Source organism: Streptomyces sp. NBC_00096 (genome assembly GCF_045041305.1).
In the GTDB taxonomy this organism is placed as follows: domain Bacteria; phylum Actinomycetota; class Actinomycetes; order Streptomycetales; family Streptomycetaceae; genus Streptomyces.
Genome location: NZ_CP108221.1, coordinates 3,193,514 through 3,208,405 on the forward strand (window position 1 = coordinate 3,193,514; position 14,892 = coordinate 3,208,405).

Genomic DNA, 14,892 nt, shown 5'->3' on the forward strand with positions numbered 1-14,892 from the left:
CAAGTTTTGACCTTGGTCCCACCTCTCCCCACCGCGCGCCACCGCTCCCCAGCGCTCCCCAGCGCTCTGCCCCGAGAGGTCAGAACAGCCCCGCCTGCGCTGCGGGGCCCGCCTGCGCGACGGGCGGGATCACGGCCACCGGAACATCGGTGGCGCCGCCCTCTCCGGGTGCCACCAGCTCCCATCCCGCGAGCAGCCGGGTGTCCAGGACCAGCCCGTCCGCGAAGTGCAGATCGGGTCCGGCCGCGCCGGCCAGCCGCCCCGCGACGCTCCCGCCGGACACCATCTCGGTGACCACCCGGGCGGGAGCGGGCAGCGCCCCGAGCCCGAACGCCCCGGCGTGGTCGGTCACCTCGCACACCAGCCGCTCCAGCGACTCCGGCCACCCCTCCAGCGCGGACGCGCGCGCGTGCAGGGCCGCGACCTCCGCCGCCCGCTCGGGCTCCGGCGGCAGACCGGCCCGTACGGACCGCTTGCGGGCGTAGGCGATCCGGTCGGGCACGGCGAGCGCGGACCGCAGCAGCTCTTCCGTCCGGCGGGTGGCCATCAGCGGCCCGCGCCCCAGCCAGGCCCACGCCACCGCGCCCTGCTCCAGCAGCCGGGCGGACCCGCGCTCCTCGGCGGTGATGCCGACCTTGACCAGCCCGGGCCCGAACCAGGCGAGGTACACCCGATAGGTACGCGGATCAGCGGCGTTGGTGTCCGCGGCCACCGAGAAGGACCGGTCCAGACGGGCGCACTCGGGGCACTGGGCGCTCCCGGCCCGTCCGGGCACGGTCCGCTCCGTCGGGCACGGCGTCCACCGCCCGGCCCGCCGGACGCCGAGGCAGCGCCGCTCCCCCCGCGCGGCGAAGGCGAGCGTCTGCCCGTACCCGAGGGGACTGCTGCGCTCCCCCCGTCCCGCTCCCCGCCCGTACCAGCCGATGGCGGGGCGGCCGTCGATCCACCGGATGCCGGTGCACCACCAGGTCACAGGGGGAGGGGTCGCTCGAAGAAGGTCTCCAGAACGACGGTGGCCTGCGTCCCGCTGACACCGTCGATGGCGTAGAGCCGGCGCAGGACGTCCTGCAGTTGCTCGGTGGTGCCCGTGCGGACCTTGACCATGAGGGAGGCGCTGCCGGCGATGATGTGTGCCTCCTGGATCTCGGCGATCCCCTCGAAGGCGGCCCGGGAGTCACCCATCCAGGCGGAGGAGTCGACCATCACGTAGGCCAGCACCCCGCTGCCGACGGCCGCCGGATCCACCTCGACCGTGGTCCGCCGGATGACCCCGCGCTCGCGCAGTTTGCGTACGCGCTCGTGGGTGGCTCCCGCGGAGAGCCCCACGGCGGCGGCCAGCGCCGCGTACGGCTGACTCGCGTCCTCCTGGAGGCGCTGGAGCAGCACCCGGTCGATGTCGTCCACGCGAACTTCCTCCCACGTCCCCGAAAACCCTCGGGAGACGGTACCTGATATGGAGATTCCTCCCCCAGGCCGAACAGAGTTCGACTCCCCCCGATCCGCCCCGGCTACCGAGCGACGAACTGCGTCAGGATCGCCTGGACCTCGTAGATGTTGACGCCCTTGGTGAAGGTCTTCGATATCGGCTCCGAGCTCCCGGAGAGCCATATCTTCAGCTCCGCGTCCAGGTCGAAGTGACCGGCGGTCTCCACCGAGAAGTGCGTGATGCTCCGGTACGGGATCGAGTGGTACTCCACCTTCTTCCCCGTGAGCCCCTGCTTGTCGATGAGCACGAGCCGCCGGTCGGTGAACAGGATCGTGTCGCGGATCAGCAGATAGGCGGCGTGCACCTGCTCCCCCTGCCCCAGCAGCCGCGCGTACTCGCGGTGCGCCGACGCCGGATCCACGGCGTGCGCGTTCCCGAACAGTCCCATGAGAGTCCCCCTGCTTTCCCGGTGAGCCGGTCTTCCGTGGGTCGACCTCCGGTGAGCCGATCCCCGCCGAGTCGATCTCCAAGAACCGTATCGGGACGGTTCCCGGCCCCGCGTCACCCGGCGGAGCCATCTGTCCCCGTAGCTCCCCGGAGCCAGGCCTCATCACTGAGGAGGACAACCCAAGAGGCCCCTGTCAGCTGCATCAAAGGCGGGGTCCGGTCGAGGGGTTCGGGTCGATCGTGGACCCGCATCCGGTGCGCCCGAGGGGCAGGCCGAGAACCTCGATGTCACCCACTGACGCCGAAGGCCCCCTGGACGATGTCCAGGGGGCCTTCGATCTATGTGCACTCGGCAGGATTCGAACCTGCAACCTTCTGATCCGTAGTCAGATGCTCTATCCGTTAAGCTACGAGTGCTTGGCTGGCCGGGGTTTTGCGCCCCGTTGGCCTTGCGAGAACAACAATACATGGACCTCGCCGGGACGCGAAATCCATTAGCCCCACCCGGCCTGACCTGCGGAAACGGGCCAGAAGAAGATCATCCAGCTGGGGCCGCGGCACGGGTGGCCGAGCCCCGGACGCCGCCGGCCGGGAGCCGGAAGATCACCCGTAGGGACCTCGAAGGCCACCCGCCCGGACCCCGAACGCACCGAAGCCCCGGTCCGCAAGGACCGGGGCTTCGTGAAGTGCGGAGGCGGAGGGATTTGAACCCTCGATGGGGGGTAAGCCCCAAACCGCATTAGCAGTGCGGCGCCATAGACCGGACTAGGCGACGCCTCCAGCACACCCTCGCGTACGAAGGTGCGTGCAGATGATGACACAGGCCAGGGGCCCGTCACCAATCCGCTCCCACGGTACAAGGAGGGCGGCCCGCAGGGCAAAGCCTTAAGCCCCCTTCCCGCGGAACGTCGGAGGTGGCCCGTCGTTGGTCTGTCGTACGACGTACGGACGACCTGGAGTGCCCCATGCTGCGTCTCGCCGCTTTCGCCGTCACCTCCGCTCTGGCCACGGCGGCGGTGGGGCCCCTTCCCCCGTTGCCGCCCCTGGGGCGGCTGCTGGCGGCTCCCGACCGGCTCACCATCGCCGTCTCCGGCACCGGCAACCCCCGGGCCGACGGCGAGTACCGGCTGGAGTGCGACCCGGTCGGCGGCAACCACCCCCGGGGCGAGGACGCCTGCGCCCGCCTCGACGCCCTCGCGCGCGCGGGCAAGGACCCCTTCGCTCCCCAGGACAAGGACGAGCTCTGCACCATGCAGGACGGCGGCCGGGCCACCGCCCGGATCAGCGGGACCTGGCACGGCCACAGGGTGCAGTCGGAGTTCAGCCGGACGAACGGATGTGAGATCCACCGTTGGAACGACTTGGAACCTGTCCTTCCACGTGGGCGTTCCTGACCTGGGACGATGTGCCGCCGGGGCGGTGTCCACGGCACATCCGCCCCCTCGCCGGGAGCCGGTGCCCTTAGACTCCTCCCGTGACATGCCGGTAGTTGTGGTCAGGGAGGAAGCTCGTCGTGAGCAGCAGGCCATCCCGAGGCGCTGCTCGCCTCGCAGCAATACTCGACGCTCTTCCGGACGCGCTGTTGCTCGTCAACGCCAACGGCACGGTCGTCAACGCGAATTCGATCGCCCTCGAGGTCATGGAGAGTCCCGGAACCGGGCTCGTCGGCCGCGGCGTGCTCGACCTCCTGCCCGACTTCGACTCCAAGCTGATCCCCGGCTCCATGCGCCGGCCCGGCGAGGACGAGGGCGGCCGCGCCCGCCCCAAACGGATGACCGCGCGCCGCACCGACGGCAGCGAGTTCCCCGTGGAGGTCACCGCCGCCCATCTGGACGGCCGTGACGCCTACCGCGAGCCGCAGCCCTCGTACACCGGTGACGAGCTGCTGATGCTCGTCGTGCGGGACCTCTCGCAGACCGTGGACACCGAGGCCGAGCTGGCCCGCTCCCAGCGCCAGACCGAGATGATCCTGCGGGCCGCCGCCGAGGGCGTCGTCGGCACGGACACCGACGGCCGGGTCGTGCTGGTCAATCCGGCCGCCGCCCAGATCCTCGGCTACCGCGCCACCGACCTCGGCAACCGCGAACTGCACGGGCTGGTCCAGCACTCGCGCGCCGACGGTTCGCCGTTCCCCTTCGAGGAGTCCCCGCTCGCCGACACCCTGCGCAGCGGGCGCAAGCACCGGGTCCGCGGCCAGGTGCTGTGGAACAAGGCCGGACAGCCCGTCGCCGTGGACCTGACCACCTCGCCCGTCCGGGACGGGGAGCAGCTCGTCGGCGCCGTCATGACCTTCACCGACCGGCGCTCCTACGACGCGCTGGCCGCGCGCCACGCCCAGCTGCTGTCCGTACTCGGCGACTCCCTGCGCGGACCTCTGGAGGAGCTGCGCGGGGAGCTGGCCACGCTGGCCGCCGACGACGCGGGGCAGCTGTGGCCGGAGGCCAACCAGCTCCTGCACCACCTGGCCGCCGGCTACTCCCGGATGACCACGCTGGTCGACAACGTGCTCGGCTTCCAGCGCCTCGACGCGGGGAGCGACAAGCTCCGCAAGAAGAAGGTGCTGATCGACGGGGTCGTCGCGGCCGGTGTCGACGGCGCGGTCGAGCTGATCGGCCCCGGGCGCGCGCAGTTCGCCGTGCACGCCCCGACCATCGAGGCCGAGGTGGACGCGGAGCGGATCGCGACCGCCCTCGCGCACCTGGTCGCGGACGTCGCCGGGGTGGACGCCACCGGCAAGACCCGCCAGGGCAGCGGGTACATGGACTCGACGATCGTGGTGGCCGCCGCGCAGCGCGGCGAGGTCGTACGGATCGAGGTGCGCGGGCCGTACGAGGGCGGCAACCCGGTGCACGAGCCGATCGTGCGGGGCATCGTGGCCGCGCACGGCGGCGTGCTGCAGACGGTGAAGGTACCGGGCGCGCCCGGCGGGGCCTACGTGCTGGAGCTGCCGCTGGGTGCGGGAGCCGGGACGGTCACCCTGCCTGAGCCGGAGCCGGCTCCCCCGGCGGCGCCAGGGGCCGAGGGCGGCCCGGGGCAGGTCTCCGGTGGCCGGCGGGCCCGGCGCGGCGTGGACGCGTTCCTGGACGACTCCGATCAGGGCTCCGACCAGGGTGCCGGACCGGGGTCCACCGGTACGGCGAAGGGCGCGGGCCAGGCCGCCGAGGGCGGGGGTGCGCTCGCGCTGCCGTCCGGGCGGCGCCGCGGCGGCGAGGCCGTGGCGGGCGCCGGGGAGCGGCCCGGCGACGGCGCTCCCGCGGAGCTCGCGCAGTCCCCGGTGAACCCGGCGGGCCTGGGTGGCAGCGGCACCGGGCGGCGCCGTGGCCAGAACGGCGACGGCAGCGGCAGCGGTGAGCCCGACGGCGGCGGCCAGGGTGGCCCCGGGCGGCCCGTGCCCCCGCAGGGGACGGCGCTGCCCGCGCTCCCGCCGATGCCGGTGGGTCCCATGCCGGTGCCCCCGGTTCCCCTGCCCCCCGTGCCGCTGACCGAGCATCCCGCCGGGCGGCGCCGGGCCCTCGGCACCGTGGGACCGGCGCAGCCGGGCGGCCCCGTGCCGGCGACCGGGCTGGCGGCTCCCGCGGTGCCGCGGCCCATCGCCCCCGAGGGCGGCTTCGCGCTGCCCCCCGGTCCGACGGCGGCCGCGCAGCCGCCGCAGGGTTCCGTCATGGCCGGCTCCGGCGGTGCTCCCGCCGAGGCCGACTCCGAAGCCGCGGGCGGGCGGCGTGGGCGCCGGGTGCTGGGCTCGCCCCCCGCCGACCCCGAAGCCGGTGCCGGGCTGCCGGACGCGGGCGCGCAGGGCCCCGTAGCCTCCGAGACGCATCCGACCGGGCGGCGGCGCGCGCTGCCCGCCACCCCGGCCTGGCCGGTTCCGGCGGCCCGTACCGCCCCCGAGGACGAGGACGGCTCCGGTCAGATCGCCCTGCCCGGGGCGCGCCAGCCGCAGGACACCCCGGCGGAGGCCGCCGGGGCGCCGATCAGCGTCCGGGCGCTGGGGACCCTCGGCCGGGGCCTCTCCACCGACACCAACGGCTCCGGGCGGCGGCGCCGGCTCGCGGAGCCCGCGCCCCAGGGCCGTGCCTTCGCCATAGGGGCCCCCGAGGCGGGATCCGACGAGGGTCCCGAGCCGCTGGACGGCCCCGGGGGCGCCGTCGAGGTGGTCAACCGGCCCGTGCCGCGTCCCGTGGACGACGAGCTGCCGCCGGAGCCGCTGGACAACCCGCGCCGGCTCCTGGTGTGGCCCGCGCCCGACGCGCAGACCCAGGCGGCCCTGAGCGACCGCGGCTACCGCCCGGTGATCGTGCACTCCCGCGAGGAGGTCGACGCGCAGATCGCTGCGTTCCCCGCCGCGCTGTTCGTGGACCCGCTGACCGGGCCGATCACCCGGACCGCCCTGCAGTCCCTGCGCCAGGCCGCGGTGGCCGCCGAGGTGCCCGTACTGGTCACGGCGGGGCTGGGGCACGCCACGCGCGAAGCCGCGTACGGCGCCGATCCGGCCGTCCTGCTCAAGGCGCTCGCGCCGCGCGACAGCGAGCAGCACCCCTCCCGGGTGCTGCTGATCGAGGAGCACGACGAGATCGCGACCGCGCTGACCGCAGCCCTGGAGCGGCGCGGGATGCAGGTCGCGCGGGCCGACGCCGACACGGACGCGGTGGAGCTGGCGACGCGGATGCGGCCGAACCTGGTGGTGATGGACCTGATGCAGGTACGCCGCCGCCGGGCCGGGATCGTGGACTGGCTCCGTGCCAACGGGCAGCTGAACCACACCCCGCTGGTGGTCTACACGGCGACCGGGATCGACGAGGCCGAACTGCCGCGGCTGGCCTCGGGCGAGAGCGTGCTGTTCCTCGCCGAGCGGTCCACCACGGCCGACGTGCAGGGCCGCATCGTGGACCTGCTGGCCAAGATCGGCACCAACTAGCCATCCTGGCCGCATGGCCATCACCGACACGAGCGAGCAGACCGTCCCCGCCGACAACGGGGAGGTCAGCCTGCTCATAGCCCGGCAGGTGGACCCCGGCCACGAGGAGAACTTCGAGGCCTGGGCCCACGGGATCCTGGAGACGGCCTCGGCCTTCCCCGACCACCTCGGGTACGGGCTGTTCCGCCCGGCCGTGGAGGGCGGGCCGTGGTTCCTCGTGCACCGGTTCCGCAACCACGCGGCCTTCCAGCGGTGGCAGGATTCCGCCGAGCGCGCCGCGTGGTTCTCGAACTGCCTCGGCCACCACCACACCGAGATAGCCCGGCGCGAACTGCACGGCATGGAGACCTGGTTCGCGAAGCCGGGTACGGCCCGGCCCGCGCCGCCGCGGTGGAAGATGGCGATCAGCTCGGGGCTGGCCATCTTCCCGATCTCGCTCGCGGGCAACGCGCTGCTCGGGCCGTACCTGGTGAACCTGCACTTCGTGCTGCGGACGGCCGCGTTCGCCGTCGTCTTCAGCACCCTGATGACCTACGTGGCCATGCCCGCGATCAGCAAGCTGCTGCGGCCCTGGCTCACGCGGGGCCAGTAGCCCCGGCGGGCTCCCGCGGGCCCCCGTGAGCCCCTGTGAACCCCTGTGAGCCCTTGCGGAGGTCAGTCGAGCTTCGTGACCTCGAGGGCGTCCTCCGCGTACTGCTTGCGGATCACCTTCTTGTCGAACTTGCCGACGCTCGTCTTCGGCACCGCCTCGATGAACGCCCAGCGCTCGGGCAGCTGCCACTTGGCGATCGACTGGCCGAGGAAGGCGCGCAGTCCCGCGCAGTCGACGGTGGCGCCCTCCTTGAGGACGACCGTGGCCAGCGGGCGCTCGCCCCACTTGTCGTCCGGGACGGCGACGACCGCCGCCTCGGCGACCTCGGGGTGGGCCATCAGCGCGTTCTCCAGCTCCACGCTGGAGATCCACTCGCCGCCGGACTTGATGACGTCCTTGGCCCGGTCGGTGAGGGTGAGGTAGCCGTCGGGGCTGATCACGCCGACGTCACCGGTCTTGAGCCAGCCGTCCGCACTGAACTTGTCCTCGGGGCGCAGCGGTTCGCCGGACACGCCGTTGTAGTAGGCGCCCGCGATCCAGCCGCCGCGGACCTCCAGCTCACCCGCGGACTCGCCGTCCCAGGGCAGCACCTCGCCCGCCGGGCCGACCAGCCGCGGCTCGACGCCCGCCGGGAACCGGCCCTGGGTGAGGCGGTACGGCCACTCCTCCTCCGCGCTCAGCCCGGCCGGCGGGTGCGCCATGGTGCCCAGCGGGGAGGTCTCGGTCATGCCCCAGGCGTGGCAGACGCGGACGCCCAGCTTGTCGTACGCCTCCATGAGGGAGGGCGGACAGGCGGAGCCGCCGATGGTGACCTGCTTCATCGAGCTGATGTCGCGCGGGTTCGCGGTGACCTCGGCGAGCAGTCCCTGCCAGATGGTGGGGACGGCCGCGGCGTGCGAGGGCTTCTCCCGCTCGATCATCTCGGCGAGCGGGGCGGGCTGCAGGAAGCGGTCCGGCATCAGCATGTTGATGCCGGTCATGAAGGTGGCGTGCGGCAGACCCCAGGCGTTGACGTGGAACTGCGGGACGACGACGAGGCTGGTGTCCTTGTCGGTCAGGCCCATCGACTCGGTCATGTTGACCTGCATGGAGTGCAGGTAGATCGAGCGGTGGGAGTAGATGACGCCCTTGGGGTCTCCGGTGGTGCCGGAGGTGTAGCACATGGCCGCGGCCTGGCGCTCGTCCAGCTCGGGCCAGGCGTAGGTGTCCGGGCGGCCCGCCAGGAGCTCCTCGTACTCGTGCACGCGCACGTCGAGGCCGGCCAGTGCGGAGCGGTCGCCGATGCCCGCGACCACGACGTGCTCGACCGTGGGCAGGTGCGGCAGCAGCGGTGCGAGCAGCGGCAGCAGGGTGCCGTTGACCAGGACGACCCGGTCGGCGGCGTGGTTGACGACGAAGACCAGCTGCTCGGGAGGGAGCCGCAGGTTCAGCGTGTGCAGGACGGCGCCCATGGAGGGGATCGCGAAGTACGCCTCGACGTGCTCGGCGTTGTTCCACATGAGGGTCGCGACGCGGTCGTCCTGCTGGACGCCGAGCTCGTCGCGCAGGGCGTTGGCCAGGCGGGTGGCACGGAGGCCTATTTCGGCGAAGCTCCGGCGGTGCGGCTCGGCCTCTCCTGTCCAGGTCGTGACCTGGGACTTCCCGTGGATCGTCATCCCGTGCTGGAGGATTCGGGTGACGAGGAGTGGTACGTCCTGCATGGTGCTCAGCAAAGCGTCCTCCCGGTGAGCGCTGCGGCGCTGCGGCGGCTACGGATGCTGCCGATTCTGCGCACGTACCGGTCGGCATGTCACTACCCAGCGGTAGAAACTACTGGAGGAACCAGGGGAGGAACTGTTGCAGGAACCCTGCCGATGTTTCACGTGAAACATCGCTCGGAGGGCACGCGGCTCAGCGGACCGGGGTCAGTTCCGGGTCCTCGCGGAGCTTGCCCAGTGCCCGGGAGACGGCGCTCTTGACGGTACCGACCGAGACGCCGAGCAGCTCGGCGGTCTGGGCCTCGCTCATGTCCTCGTAGTAGCGCAGGACGACCATCGCCCGCTGCCGGTCGGGCAGCCGGGTCACCGCGCGCCACATCGCGTCGCGCAGCGCCTGTGCCTCGGCGGGGTCGGCGGCCGGCGGCTCGTCGGCCTCGGGGAGCTCGTCGCAGGCGAACTCGTCGACCTTGCGCTTGCGCCACTGGCTGGTGCGGGTGTTGACCAGGGCCCGGCGGACATAGCCGTCCAGGGCGCGATGGTCCTCGATGCGGTCCCACGCGACGTAGGTCTTGGCCAGGGCGGTCTGGAGGAGGTCCTCGGCGTCGCAGGGGTTGGCGGTGAGCGAGCGCGCGGTCCGCATCAGGACCGTGCCGCGGGTCCGGACGTACGCCGAGAACGACGGGTACGGCGTCGGATTCGAGGCGAGCGTGCACACAGGCGTGGTCATGGCTCCACGCTAGGAGCGGCGCGGGCCCCTGGGATCGGCCGGAAGTCCCGAAGGGGGATCCCCCTCAGGTTGTAGGGGTGGGGCTCGCCCCACCTCCTGAAGGTGGAGGAGGCGGGGCTTCCCCTCACGGGTGGTCAGGCGTCCGCGCCGAGGATCAGGCCGGAGGTCGGGACCCCGGTACCGGCCGTGACCAGGGCGTGCGCGGCGCCTGGGACCTGGTTGACAGAGGTTCCGCGCAGCTGGCGGACGGCCTCGGCGATGCCGTTCATGCCGTGCAGGTACGCCTCCCCCAGCTGGCCGCCGTGGGTGTTGAGCGGCAGCGCGTCCGCGGCGACGAAATCGGCCGCCTCCCCCGGGGCGCAGAAGCCGAACTCCTCCAGCTGCATCAGCACGAACGGCGTGAAGTGGTCGTAGAGGATGCCGACGTCGATGTCCGAGGGGCGCAGTCCGCTGGTCCTCCACAGCTGGCGGGCGACCACGTCCATCTCCGGCAGCCCGGTGAGGCCGTCGCGGTAGAAGGAGGTCATGGCCTCCTGGCGGCGGCCCGCGCCCTGTGCGGCCGCCGTGATCAGGGCGGGCTTCTGCCGCAGGTCGCGGGCCCGATCGGCGGTGGTGACGACGATGGCCTGGCCGCCGTCCGTCTCCTGGCAGCAGTCCAGCAGCCGCAGCGGCTCGACGATCCAGCGCGACGCGGCGTGATCGGCCAGGGTGATGGGCTTGCCGTGGAAGTAGGCGGCCGGGTTGTTCGCGGCGTGCCGCCGGTCGGTGACCGCGACGTGGCCGAAGGCCTCCGGGGTCAGGTTGTAGGTGTGCAGGTAGCGCTGGGCCGTCATGGCCACCCAGGAGGCCGGGGTGAGCAGCCCCCACGGCAGCGACCAGCCGAGCGCCGCGCCCTCCGCCGAGGGTTCGCGCTGCTGGACGCCGGAGCCGAAGCGGCGCCCCGAGCGCTCGTTGAAGGCGCGGTAGCAGACCACGACCTCCGCGACCCCGGTGGCGACGGCGAGGGCGGCCTGCTGGACGGTGGCGCAGGCGGCGCCGCCGCCGTAGTGGATGCGGGAGAAGAAGGAGAGGTCCCCGATGCCGGCCGCCTGGGCGACGGTGATCTCGGGGCTGGTGTCCATCGTGAAGGTGACCATGCCGTCGACGTCGGCCGGGGTGAGCCCGGCGTCGTCCAGGGCGGCGTGCACGGCCTCGACGGCCAGCTTGAGCTCGCTGCGGCCGGAGTCCTTGGAGAATTCGGTCGCGCCGATGCCGGCGATGGCTGCGCGGCCGCCGAGCTCGTCACGGGTACGGACGCTCATGGCGTGCCCTCCGGGCTGTCGAGGGTGCTGTCGGGCACGGTGCCGGCGGCGGGGCCGTCCGGCGCGGTGTCCAGGGTGACGGTGACGGTGCCCGTGACGTGGTGGCCGATGCCGTTGGCGCCGAGGACGCGGATCTCGGCGGTGTTCCCGTCGAGGGCGGTGACGGTGCCGGTGAGCGTCATGGTGTCGCCGGGGTAGTTGGGTGCGCCGAGGCGGATCGCGACCTTGCGCAGGACCGCGCCCGGGCCGAGGCGGTCGGTGATGTACCGGCCGACCAGACCGTTGGTCGTGAGGATGTTCATGAAGATGTCCGGGGAGCCCTTCTCCCGGGCGAGCTCCGCGTCGTGGTGCACGTCCTGGTAGTCGCGGGAGGCGATCGCACCCGAGACGATCAGCGTGCGGCTCACCGGTATCTCCAGCGGCGCCAGCGTGTCGCCGATGTTCATGCGTCGTCCCCCTCGGGCGCGTCTTCGGACAGGAGCGCGCCCAGCTCGGCCAGCAGTTCGCTGCCGCAGCCCAGGTACGCGTCGAGCTGGCGCCCCCACAGGAAGTGCCGGTGGACGGGGTGGTCGAGGTCGGCGCCCATCCCGCCGTGCAGGTGCTGGCCCGCGTGGACGACCCGCTTGCCCGCTTCCGAGGCCCACCAGGCCGCCGTCAGCGCGTGCTCGCCGACCGGGAACCCCTCGTCGACGCGCCAGGCCGCTTCGTACGCGGTGACCCGTATCGCCTCGGTGTCCATGTACGCGTCGGCCGCGCGCAGCATGACCCCCTGGTTCGTGGAGAGCGGCCGGCCGAACTGTTCGCGGGTGGAGGTGTACTCCACGGCGCGGGCCAGCGAGCCCGCGCAGACGCCTGCCTGGAGACCCGCGAAGGCGATTCGGGCGATGGCCAGCACGTCCGCGTAGGCACCCTCCGCGCCGACCCGTTCCGCCTGGGCACCGGTCAGCGTCAGGCTCCCGGCCGACCAGGGCGCGGTGGTCTCCACCGCCGCGGTGCGCACTCCGGGCGCGTCCGTCCGTACGAGCCACAGATCGCCCGCCGCGTCCGGAACGAGGACGTGCGTGGCCTCGCGCAGCCAGGGCACGGCGGGTGCCGTGCCGGTGAGGCGGCCGTCCGGGGAGGCGGTGATGCGGCCACGGTCCGGGAAGGCCCCGGTGGCCACCGCGTCTCCGGAGCCCAGTGCGGGCAGCAGCCGGGCGCGCTGCCCGGCGCTGCCGTGGCGGGCCAGGGCGAGGATCCCGTAGACGCACGTGGCGGCGTACGGGACCTGCGCGGTCGTGCGGCCCTGTTCCTCCAGCAGGAGCACCAGGCCGAGCAGGCCGACGTCCTCGACGGCGGCGGTCAGTCCGGCGGCGGTGAGGGCCTTCCACAGCTCGGCGTCGCCGCCGGTGCCGGCGGCGGCCAGGCGGTCGTGGGTGGCGAGGTCGCGGAATATCCGGGCGGCGAGACCGGCCGCCGCGGCCTGTTCCTCGGTGGGGTGGAAGTCCATCAGCCCTCACTCCCCCGGAAGACGGGCAGTTCCAGTTCCTCGTCCACGCGCAGGAACTCCAGTCGCACGGGCAGCCCGATGCGGACCTTGTCGTACGGGACCCCGGTGATGTTGCTGACCATGCGGACGCCCTCGGCGAGCTCGACCAGGGCCACCGCGTAGGGCGGGGCGAAGGCCGGGAAGGCCGGGTGGTGCATGACGACGTAGCTGAAGACCGTGCCTTCGCCGGACGCCTCGACGGTGTCCCAGTCCGGGCTCGCGCAGCCGTTGCAGCCGGGGAGCCAGGGGAAGCGGAGCGTCGCGCAGGCGGTGCAGCGCTGGATCAGCAGCTTGTGCTCGCGGACACCGTCCCAGAAGCCCTGGTTGTCGCGGTTGATCACGGGGCGGGGGCGCCGGGCGGGTGGTGCGGACCGGGCGGACCGGGCGGGGTCCGCGGGCGTGGCGGGCTTCGACGGATTCGAGGGGTTCTTCGCCGCGGGGGCGTACTTGAGGATCCGGAAGCGGTGGGTCCCGGCGGGTTCGCCGTTCGCGTGGACGTCCATGCGGGTGGTCACGAAGTGGCCGGTGCCCAGCTTGGTGGCCTTCCGCGCCGACACCGACTCGATGACGGCGTCGAAGGTGATCGCGTCGCCGGGGCGCAGCGACCGCAGGTACTCCTGCTCGCAGTCGGTGGCGACCACGGAGGTGCAGCCCGCGCCGTCGAGCAGCGCGAGGAGGTCGTCGTAGGCCGAGGCGCGGTCGCCGTGTCCTGACAGTCCGCCCATCGTCCAGGCCTGGAGCATGGTGGGCGGGGCGATGGGGTCCGGCCCGGCGTAGGTGGGGTTGGTGTCGCCCATCGCCTCGCACCAGTGGCGGATCATCGGCTCGTTGACGGCGTCCTTGCCCTGTGCGGCGGTGGCTGCCGGCTGGCCTTCGAAGGCCTTGAGCAACTCGTGGAAGCGGGCGGCTTCGGGGTCTGTTCCGGGCTCTGCTCCCGGCGTTGTTGCGGCGGCCGGTCCGGCTCCCGCTTCACCCCTGTCGGCCGTGGCGGTCATCGCTTCCTCCCCTTCATCCCGAGCCGCATCATGGCGACGATCTCCCGTTGGACCTCGCTGACGCCGCCCCCGAAGGTGTTGATCTGGGCGGCCCGGTTCATCCGCTCCAGCTCGCCGCCCGCGAAGAACCCGGGCCCGGATCCCCGGACCAGGGCCTCCTCCCCCACCACCTCCTGGCAGATCCGGTACACCTCGACGGTGGACTCGGTACCCAGGAACTTCACGCCGCTCGCGTCGCCCGGGGCCAGGGTGCCGGCGCCCACGTCCTGGACGAGGCGCCAGTTGAGCAGGCGTACGGCGGCGAGGCGCGCGTGGGCTTCGGCGAGGCGTGCCTGCACCCAGGGCCGGTCGGCCGGGCGCTCGCCGGTGACCGGGTCGGGGGTGCGGGCGTGATCGAGGGCGCCCCGGTAGAAGTCCTCGGCCTGCATGCCGATGGCGGCGAGGGCGACGCGTTCGTGGTTGAGCTGGTTGGTGATCAGGCCCCAGCCGCCGTGTTCGGGGCCGACGAGGTTGCCGGCGGGCACGCGGACGGAGTCGTAGTACGTGGCGGTCGTGGTCAGGCCGCCGACGGTGTCGATCGGGGTCCAGGCGAAGCCGGGATCGTCGGTGGGCACCAGGATGATGGAGATGCCCTTGTGCTTGGGGGCCTCCGGGTCGGTGCGGCAGGCGAGCCAGATCCAGTCGGCGTTCTGGGCGTTGGAGGTGAAGATCTTCTGCCCGTCGATCAGCCAGTCCCCGGGGCCGTCCGTGCCGTCGGTGGTGGCGGTGACGTTCGCGGTGGCGGCGTTCGCGGTGATGGCGTTCGCGGTGGCGGCGGCGCTGCTCTCACCGCCGGCCTCGCGGGCGACTCGTACGGCCCTGGTCCGCAGGGAGGCGAGGTCGGTGCCGGCCTCGGGCTCGGAGTAGCCGATGGCGAAGACGATCTCGCCCTTGAGGATCCGGGGCAGGAAGTAGTCCTTCTGCTCCTGCGTCCCGTACTTCATCAAGGTCGGGCCGACGGTGTTCAAGGTGACCATGGAGACGGGGGCGCCGGCCCGGTAGGCCTCGTCGAAGAACACGAACTGTTCGTCGGGACCGCGGCCCTGGCCTCCGTACTCGACGGGCCAGCCGAGGCCCAGGAGTCCGTCGGCGCCTATCCGGCGCAGTAGGGTGCGCCGCTCGGCGGGGTCCTCGGGCACCCCGTCCGGCAGCAGGTTTCCGAAGTACTCACGCAGTTCGGCGCGGAGCCGCAACTGGCCTTCGGTCGGGGCGAGGTGCACGGCGC

Annotated in this window: 13 protein-coding genes and 2 tRNA genes; 3 read left to right on the plus strand and 12 right to left on the minus strand. The window is 72.9% G+C overall.

Annotated features, from left to right (window positions below; all coding sequences use genetic code 11):
* Nucleotides 1-79: 79 nt before the first annotated feature.
* The 5 genes from OG904_RS13905 to OG904_RS13925 form a co-directional block, all read right to left on the minus strand.
* Complete coding sequence (locus OG904_RS13905) at nucleotides 80-973, minus strand: DUF2797 domain-containing protein (protein ID WP_405490747.1); 894 nt, start codon at nucleotides 971-973, stop codon at nucleotides 80-82.
* Entirely contained in the window at nucleotides 970-1,404 is a 435-nt protein-coding gene (locus OG904_RS13910; RefSeq protein ID WP_405490749.1) for an Lrp/AsnC family transcriptional regulator, read from the minus strand. Before OG904_RS13910 ends, OG904_RS13905 begins: the two co-directional genes overlap by 4 nt.
* A 104-nt stretch (nucleotides 1,405-1,508) precedes the next feature.
* Nucleotides 1,509-1,874: a PH domain-containing protein gene (locus OG904_RS13915; RefSeq protein ID WP_405490751.1), complete on the minus strand. Its 366-nt coding sequence runs from the start codon at nucleotides 1,872-1,874 to the stop codon at nucleotides 1,509-1,511.
* A gap of 343 nt (nucleotides 1,875-2,217) precedes the next feature.
* A tRNA-Arg gene (locus tag OG904_RS13920) sits at nucleotides 2,218-2,290 on the minus strand.
* Between the two features lie 272 nt (nucleotides 2,291-2,562).
* Nucleotides 2,563-2,653: transfer RNA gene (locus OG904_RS13925), tRNA-Ser, on the minus strand.
* Nucleotides 2,654-2,838: 185 nt separating this feature from the next.
* Here OG904_RS13925 and OG904_RS13930 point away from each other — a divergent pair.
* The 3 genes from OG904_RS13930 (at nucleotide 2,839) to OG904_RS13940 (ending at nucleotide 7,380) form a co-directional block, all read left to right on the plus strand.
* Nucleotides 2,839-3,267, plus strand: coding sequence for an SSI family serine proteinase inhibitor (locus OG904_RS13930; protein ID WP_405490753.1), 429 nt, complete (start codon nucleotides 2,839-2,841; stop codon nucleotides 3,265-3,267).
* Between the two features lie 119 nt (nucleotides 3,268-3,386).
* The gene (locus tag OG904_RS13935; protein ID WP_405490755.1) at nucleotides 3,387-6,788 is read left to right on the plus strand and encodes a PAS domain-containing protein; all 3,402 of its coding nucleotides are present in this window, start codon (nucleotides 3,387-3,389) and stop codon (nucleotides 6,786-6,788) included.
* A 13-nt stretch (nucleotides 6,789-6,801) separates the two neighbouring features.
* Nucleotides 6,802-7,380 (plus strand): antibiotic biosynthesis monooxygenase, encoded by a 579-nt coding sequence (locus tag OG904_RS13940; protein WP_405490757.1) that lies wholly within the window; start codon nucleotides 6,802-6,804, stop codon nucleotides 7,378-7,380.
* A gap of 62 nt (nucleotides 7,381-7,442) precedes the next feature.
* On the opposite strand, the gene OG904_RS13945 is transcribed toward OG904_RS13940, so the two are convergent.
* From OG904_RS13945 to OG904_RS13975, 7 genes are all read right to left on the minus strand, one after another.
* Nucleotides 7,443-9,092 (minus strand): long-chain fatty acid--CoA ligase, encoded by a 1,650-nt coding sequence (locus tag OG904_RS13945; RefSeq protein WP_405490759.1) that lies wholly within the window; start codon nucleotides 9,090-9,092, stop codon nucleotides 7,443-7,445.
* A 178-nt stretch (nucleotides 9,093-9,270) separates the two neighbouring features.
* Nucleotides 9,271-9,804: a SigE family RNA polymerase sigma factor gene (locus tag OG904_RS13950; RefSeq protein WP_405490761.1), complete on the minus strand. Its 534-nt coding sequence runs from the start codon at nucleotides 9,802-9,804 to the stop codon at nucleotides 9,271-9,273.
* Between the two features lie 134 nt (nucleotides 9,805-9,938).
* A complete protein-coding gene (locus OG904_RS13955) occupies nucleotides 9,939-11,105 on the minus strand; it encodes a lipid-transfer protein (RefSeq protein WP_405490763.1) in 1,167 nt (388 codons plus the stop codon).
* Entirely contained in the window at nucleotides 11,102-11,551 is a 450-nt protein-coding gene (locus OG904_RS13960) for a MaoC family dehydratase (RefSeq protein ID WP_405490765.1), read from the minus strand. Before OG904_RS13960 ends, OG904_RS13955 begins: the two co-directional genes overlap by 4 nt.
* Nucleotides 11,548-12,594, minus strand: coding sequence for an acyl-CoA dehydrogenase family protein (locus OG904_RS13965; RefSeq protein ID WP_405490767.1), 1,047 nt, complete (start codon nucleotides 12,592-12,594; stop codon nucleotides 11,548-11,550). Before OG904_RS13965 ends, OG904_RS13960 begins: the two co-directional genes overlap by 4 nt.
* Nucleotides 12,594-13,628, minus strand: coding sequence for a bifunctional MaoC family dehydratase N-terminal/OB-fold nucleic acid binding domain-containing protein (locus OG904_RS13970; RefSeq protein WP_405490769.1), 1,035 nt, complete (start codon nucleotides 13,626-13,628; stop codon nucleotides 12,594-12,596). Before OG904_RS13970 ends, OG904_RS13965 begins: the two co-directional genes overlap by 1 nt.
* The gene (locus OG904_RS13975) at nucleotides 13,625-14,887 is read right to left on the minus strand and encodes an acyl-CoA dehydrogenase family protein (protein ID WP_405490771.1); all 1,263 of its coding nucleotides are present in this window, start codon (nucleotides 14,885-14,887) and stop codon (nucleotides 13,625-13,627) included. The genes OG904_RS13970 and OG904_RS13975 overlap by 4 nt, the downstream gene beginning before the upstream one ends.
* Between the last annotated feature and the right edge of the window lie 5 nt (nucleotides 14,888-14,892).

Coding starts and splice junctions, on each gene's coding strand:
- OG904_RS13915 (WP_405490751.1), bottom strand. CDS start 1,874: ATGGGACTGTTCGGGAACGCGCACGCCGTGGATCCGGCGTCGGCGCAC.
- OG904_RS13930 (WP_405490753.1), top strand. CDS start 2,839: ATGCTGCGTCTCGCCGCTTTCGCCGTCACCTCCGCTCTGGCCACGGCG.
- OG904_RS13940 (WP_405490757.1), top strand. CDS start 6,802: ATGGCCATCACCGACACGAGCGAGCAGACCGTCCCCGCCGACAACGGG.
- OG904_RS13950 (WP_405490761.1), bottom strand. CDS start 9,804: ATGACCACGCCTGTGTGCACGCTCGCCTCGAATCCGACGCCGTACCCG.
- OG904_RS13955 (WP_405490763.1), bottom strand. CDS start 11,105: ATGAGCGTCCGTACCCGTGACGAGCTCGGCGGCCGCGCAGCCATCGCC.
- OG904_RS13960 (WP_405490765.1), bottom strand. CDS start 11,551: ATGAACATCGGCGACACGCTGGCGCCGCTGGAGATACCGGTGAGCCGC.
- OG904_RS13965 (WP_405490767.1), bottom strand. CDS start 12,594: ATGGACTTCCACCCCACCGAGGAACAGGCCGCGGCGGCCGGTCTCGCC.
- OG904_RS13970 (WP_405490769.1), bottom strand. CDS start 13,628: ATGACCGCCACGGCCGACAGGGGTGAAGCGGGAGCCGGACCGGCCGCC.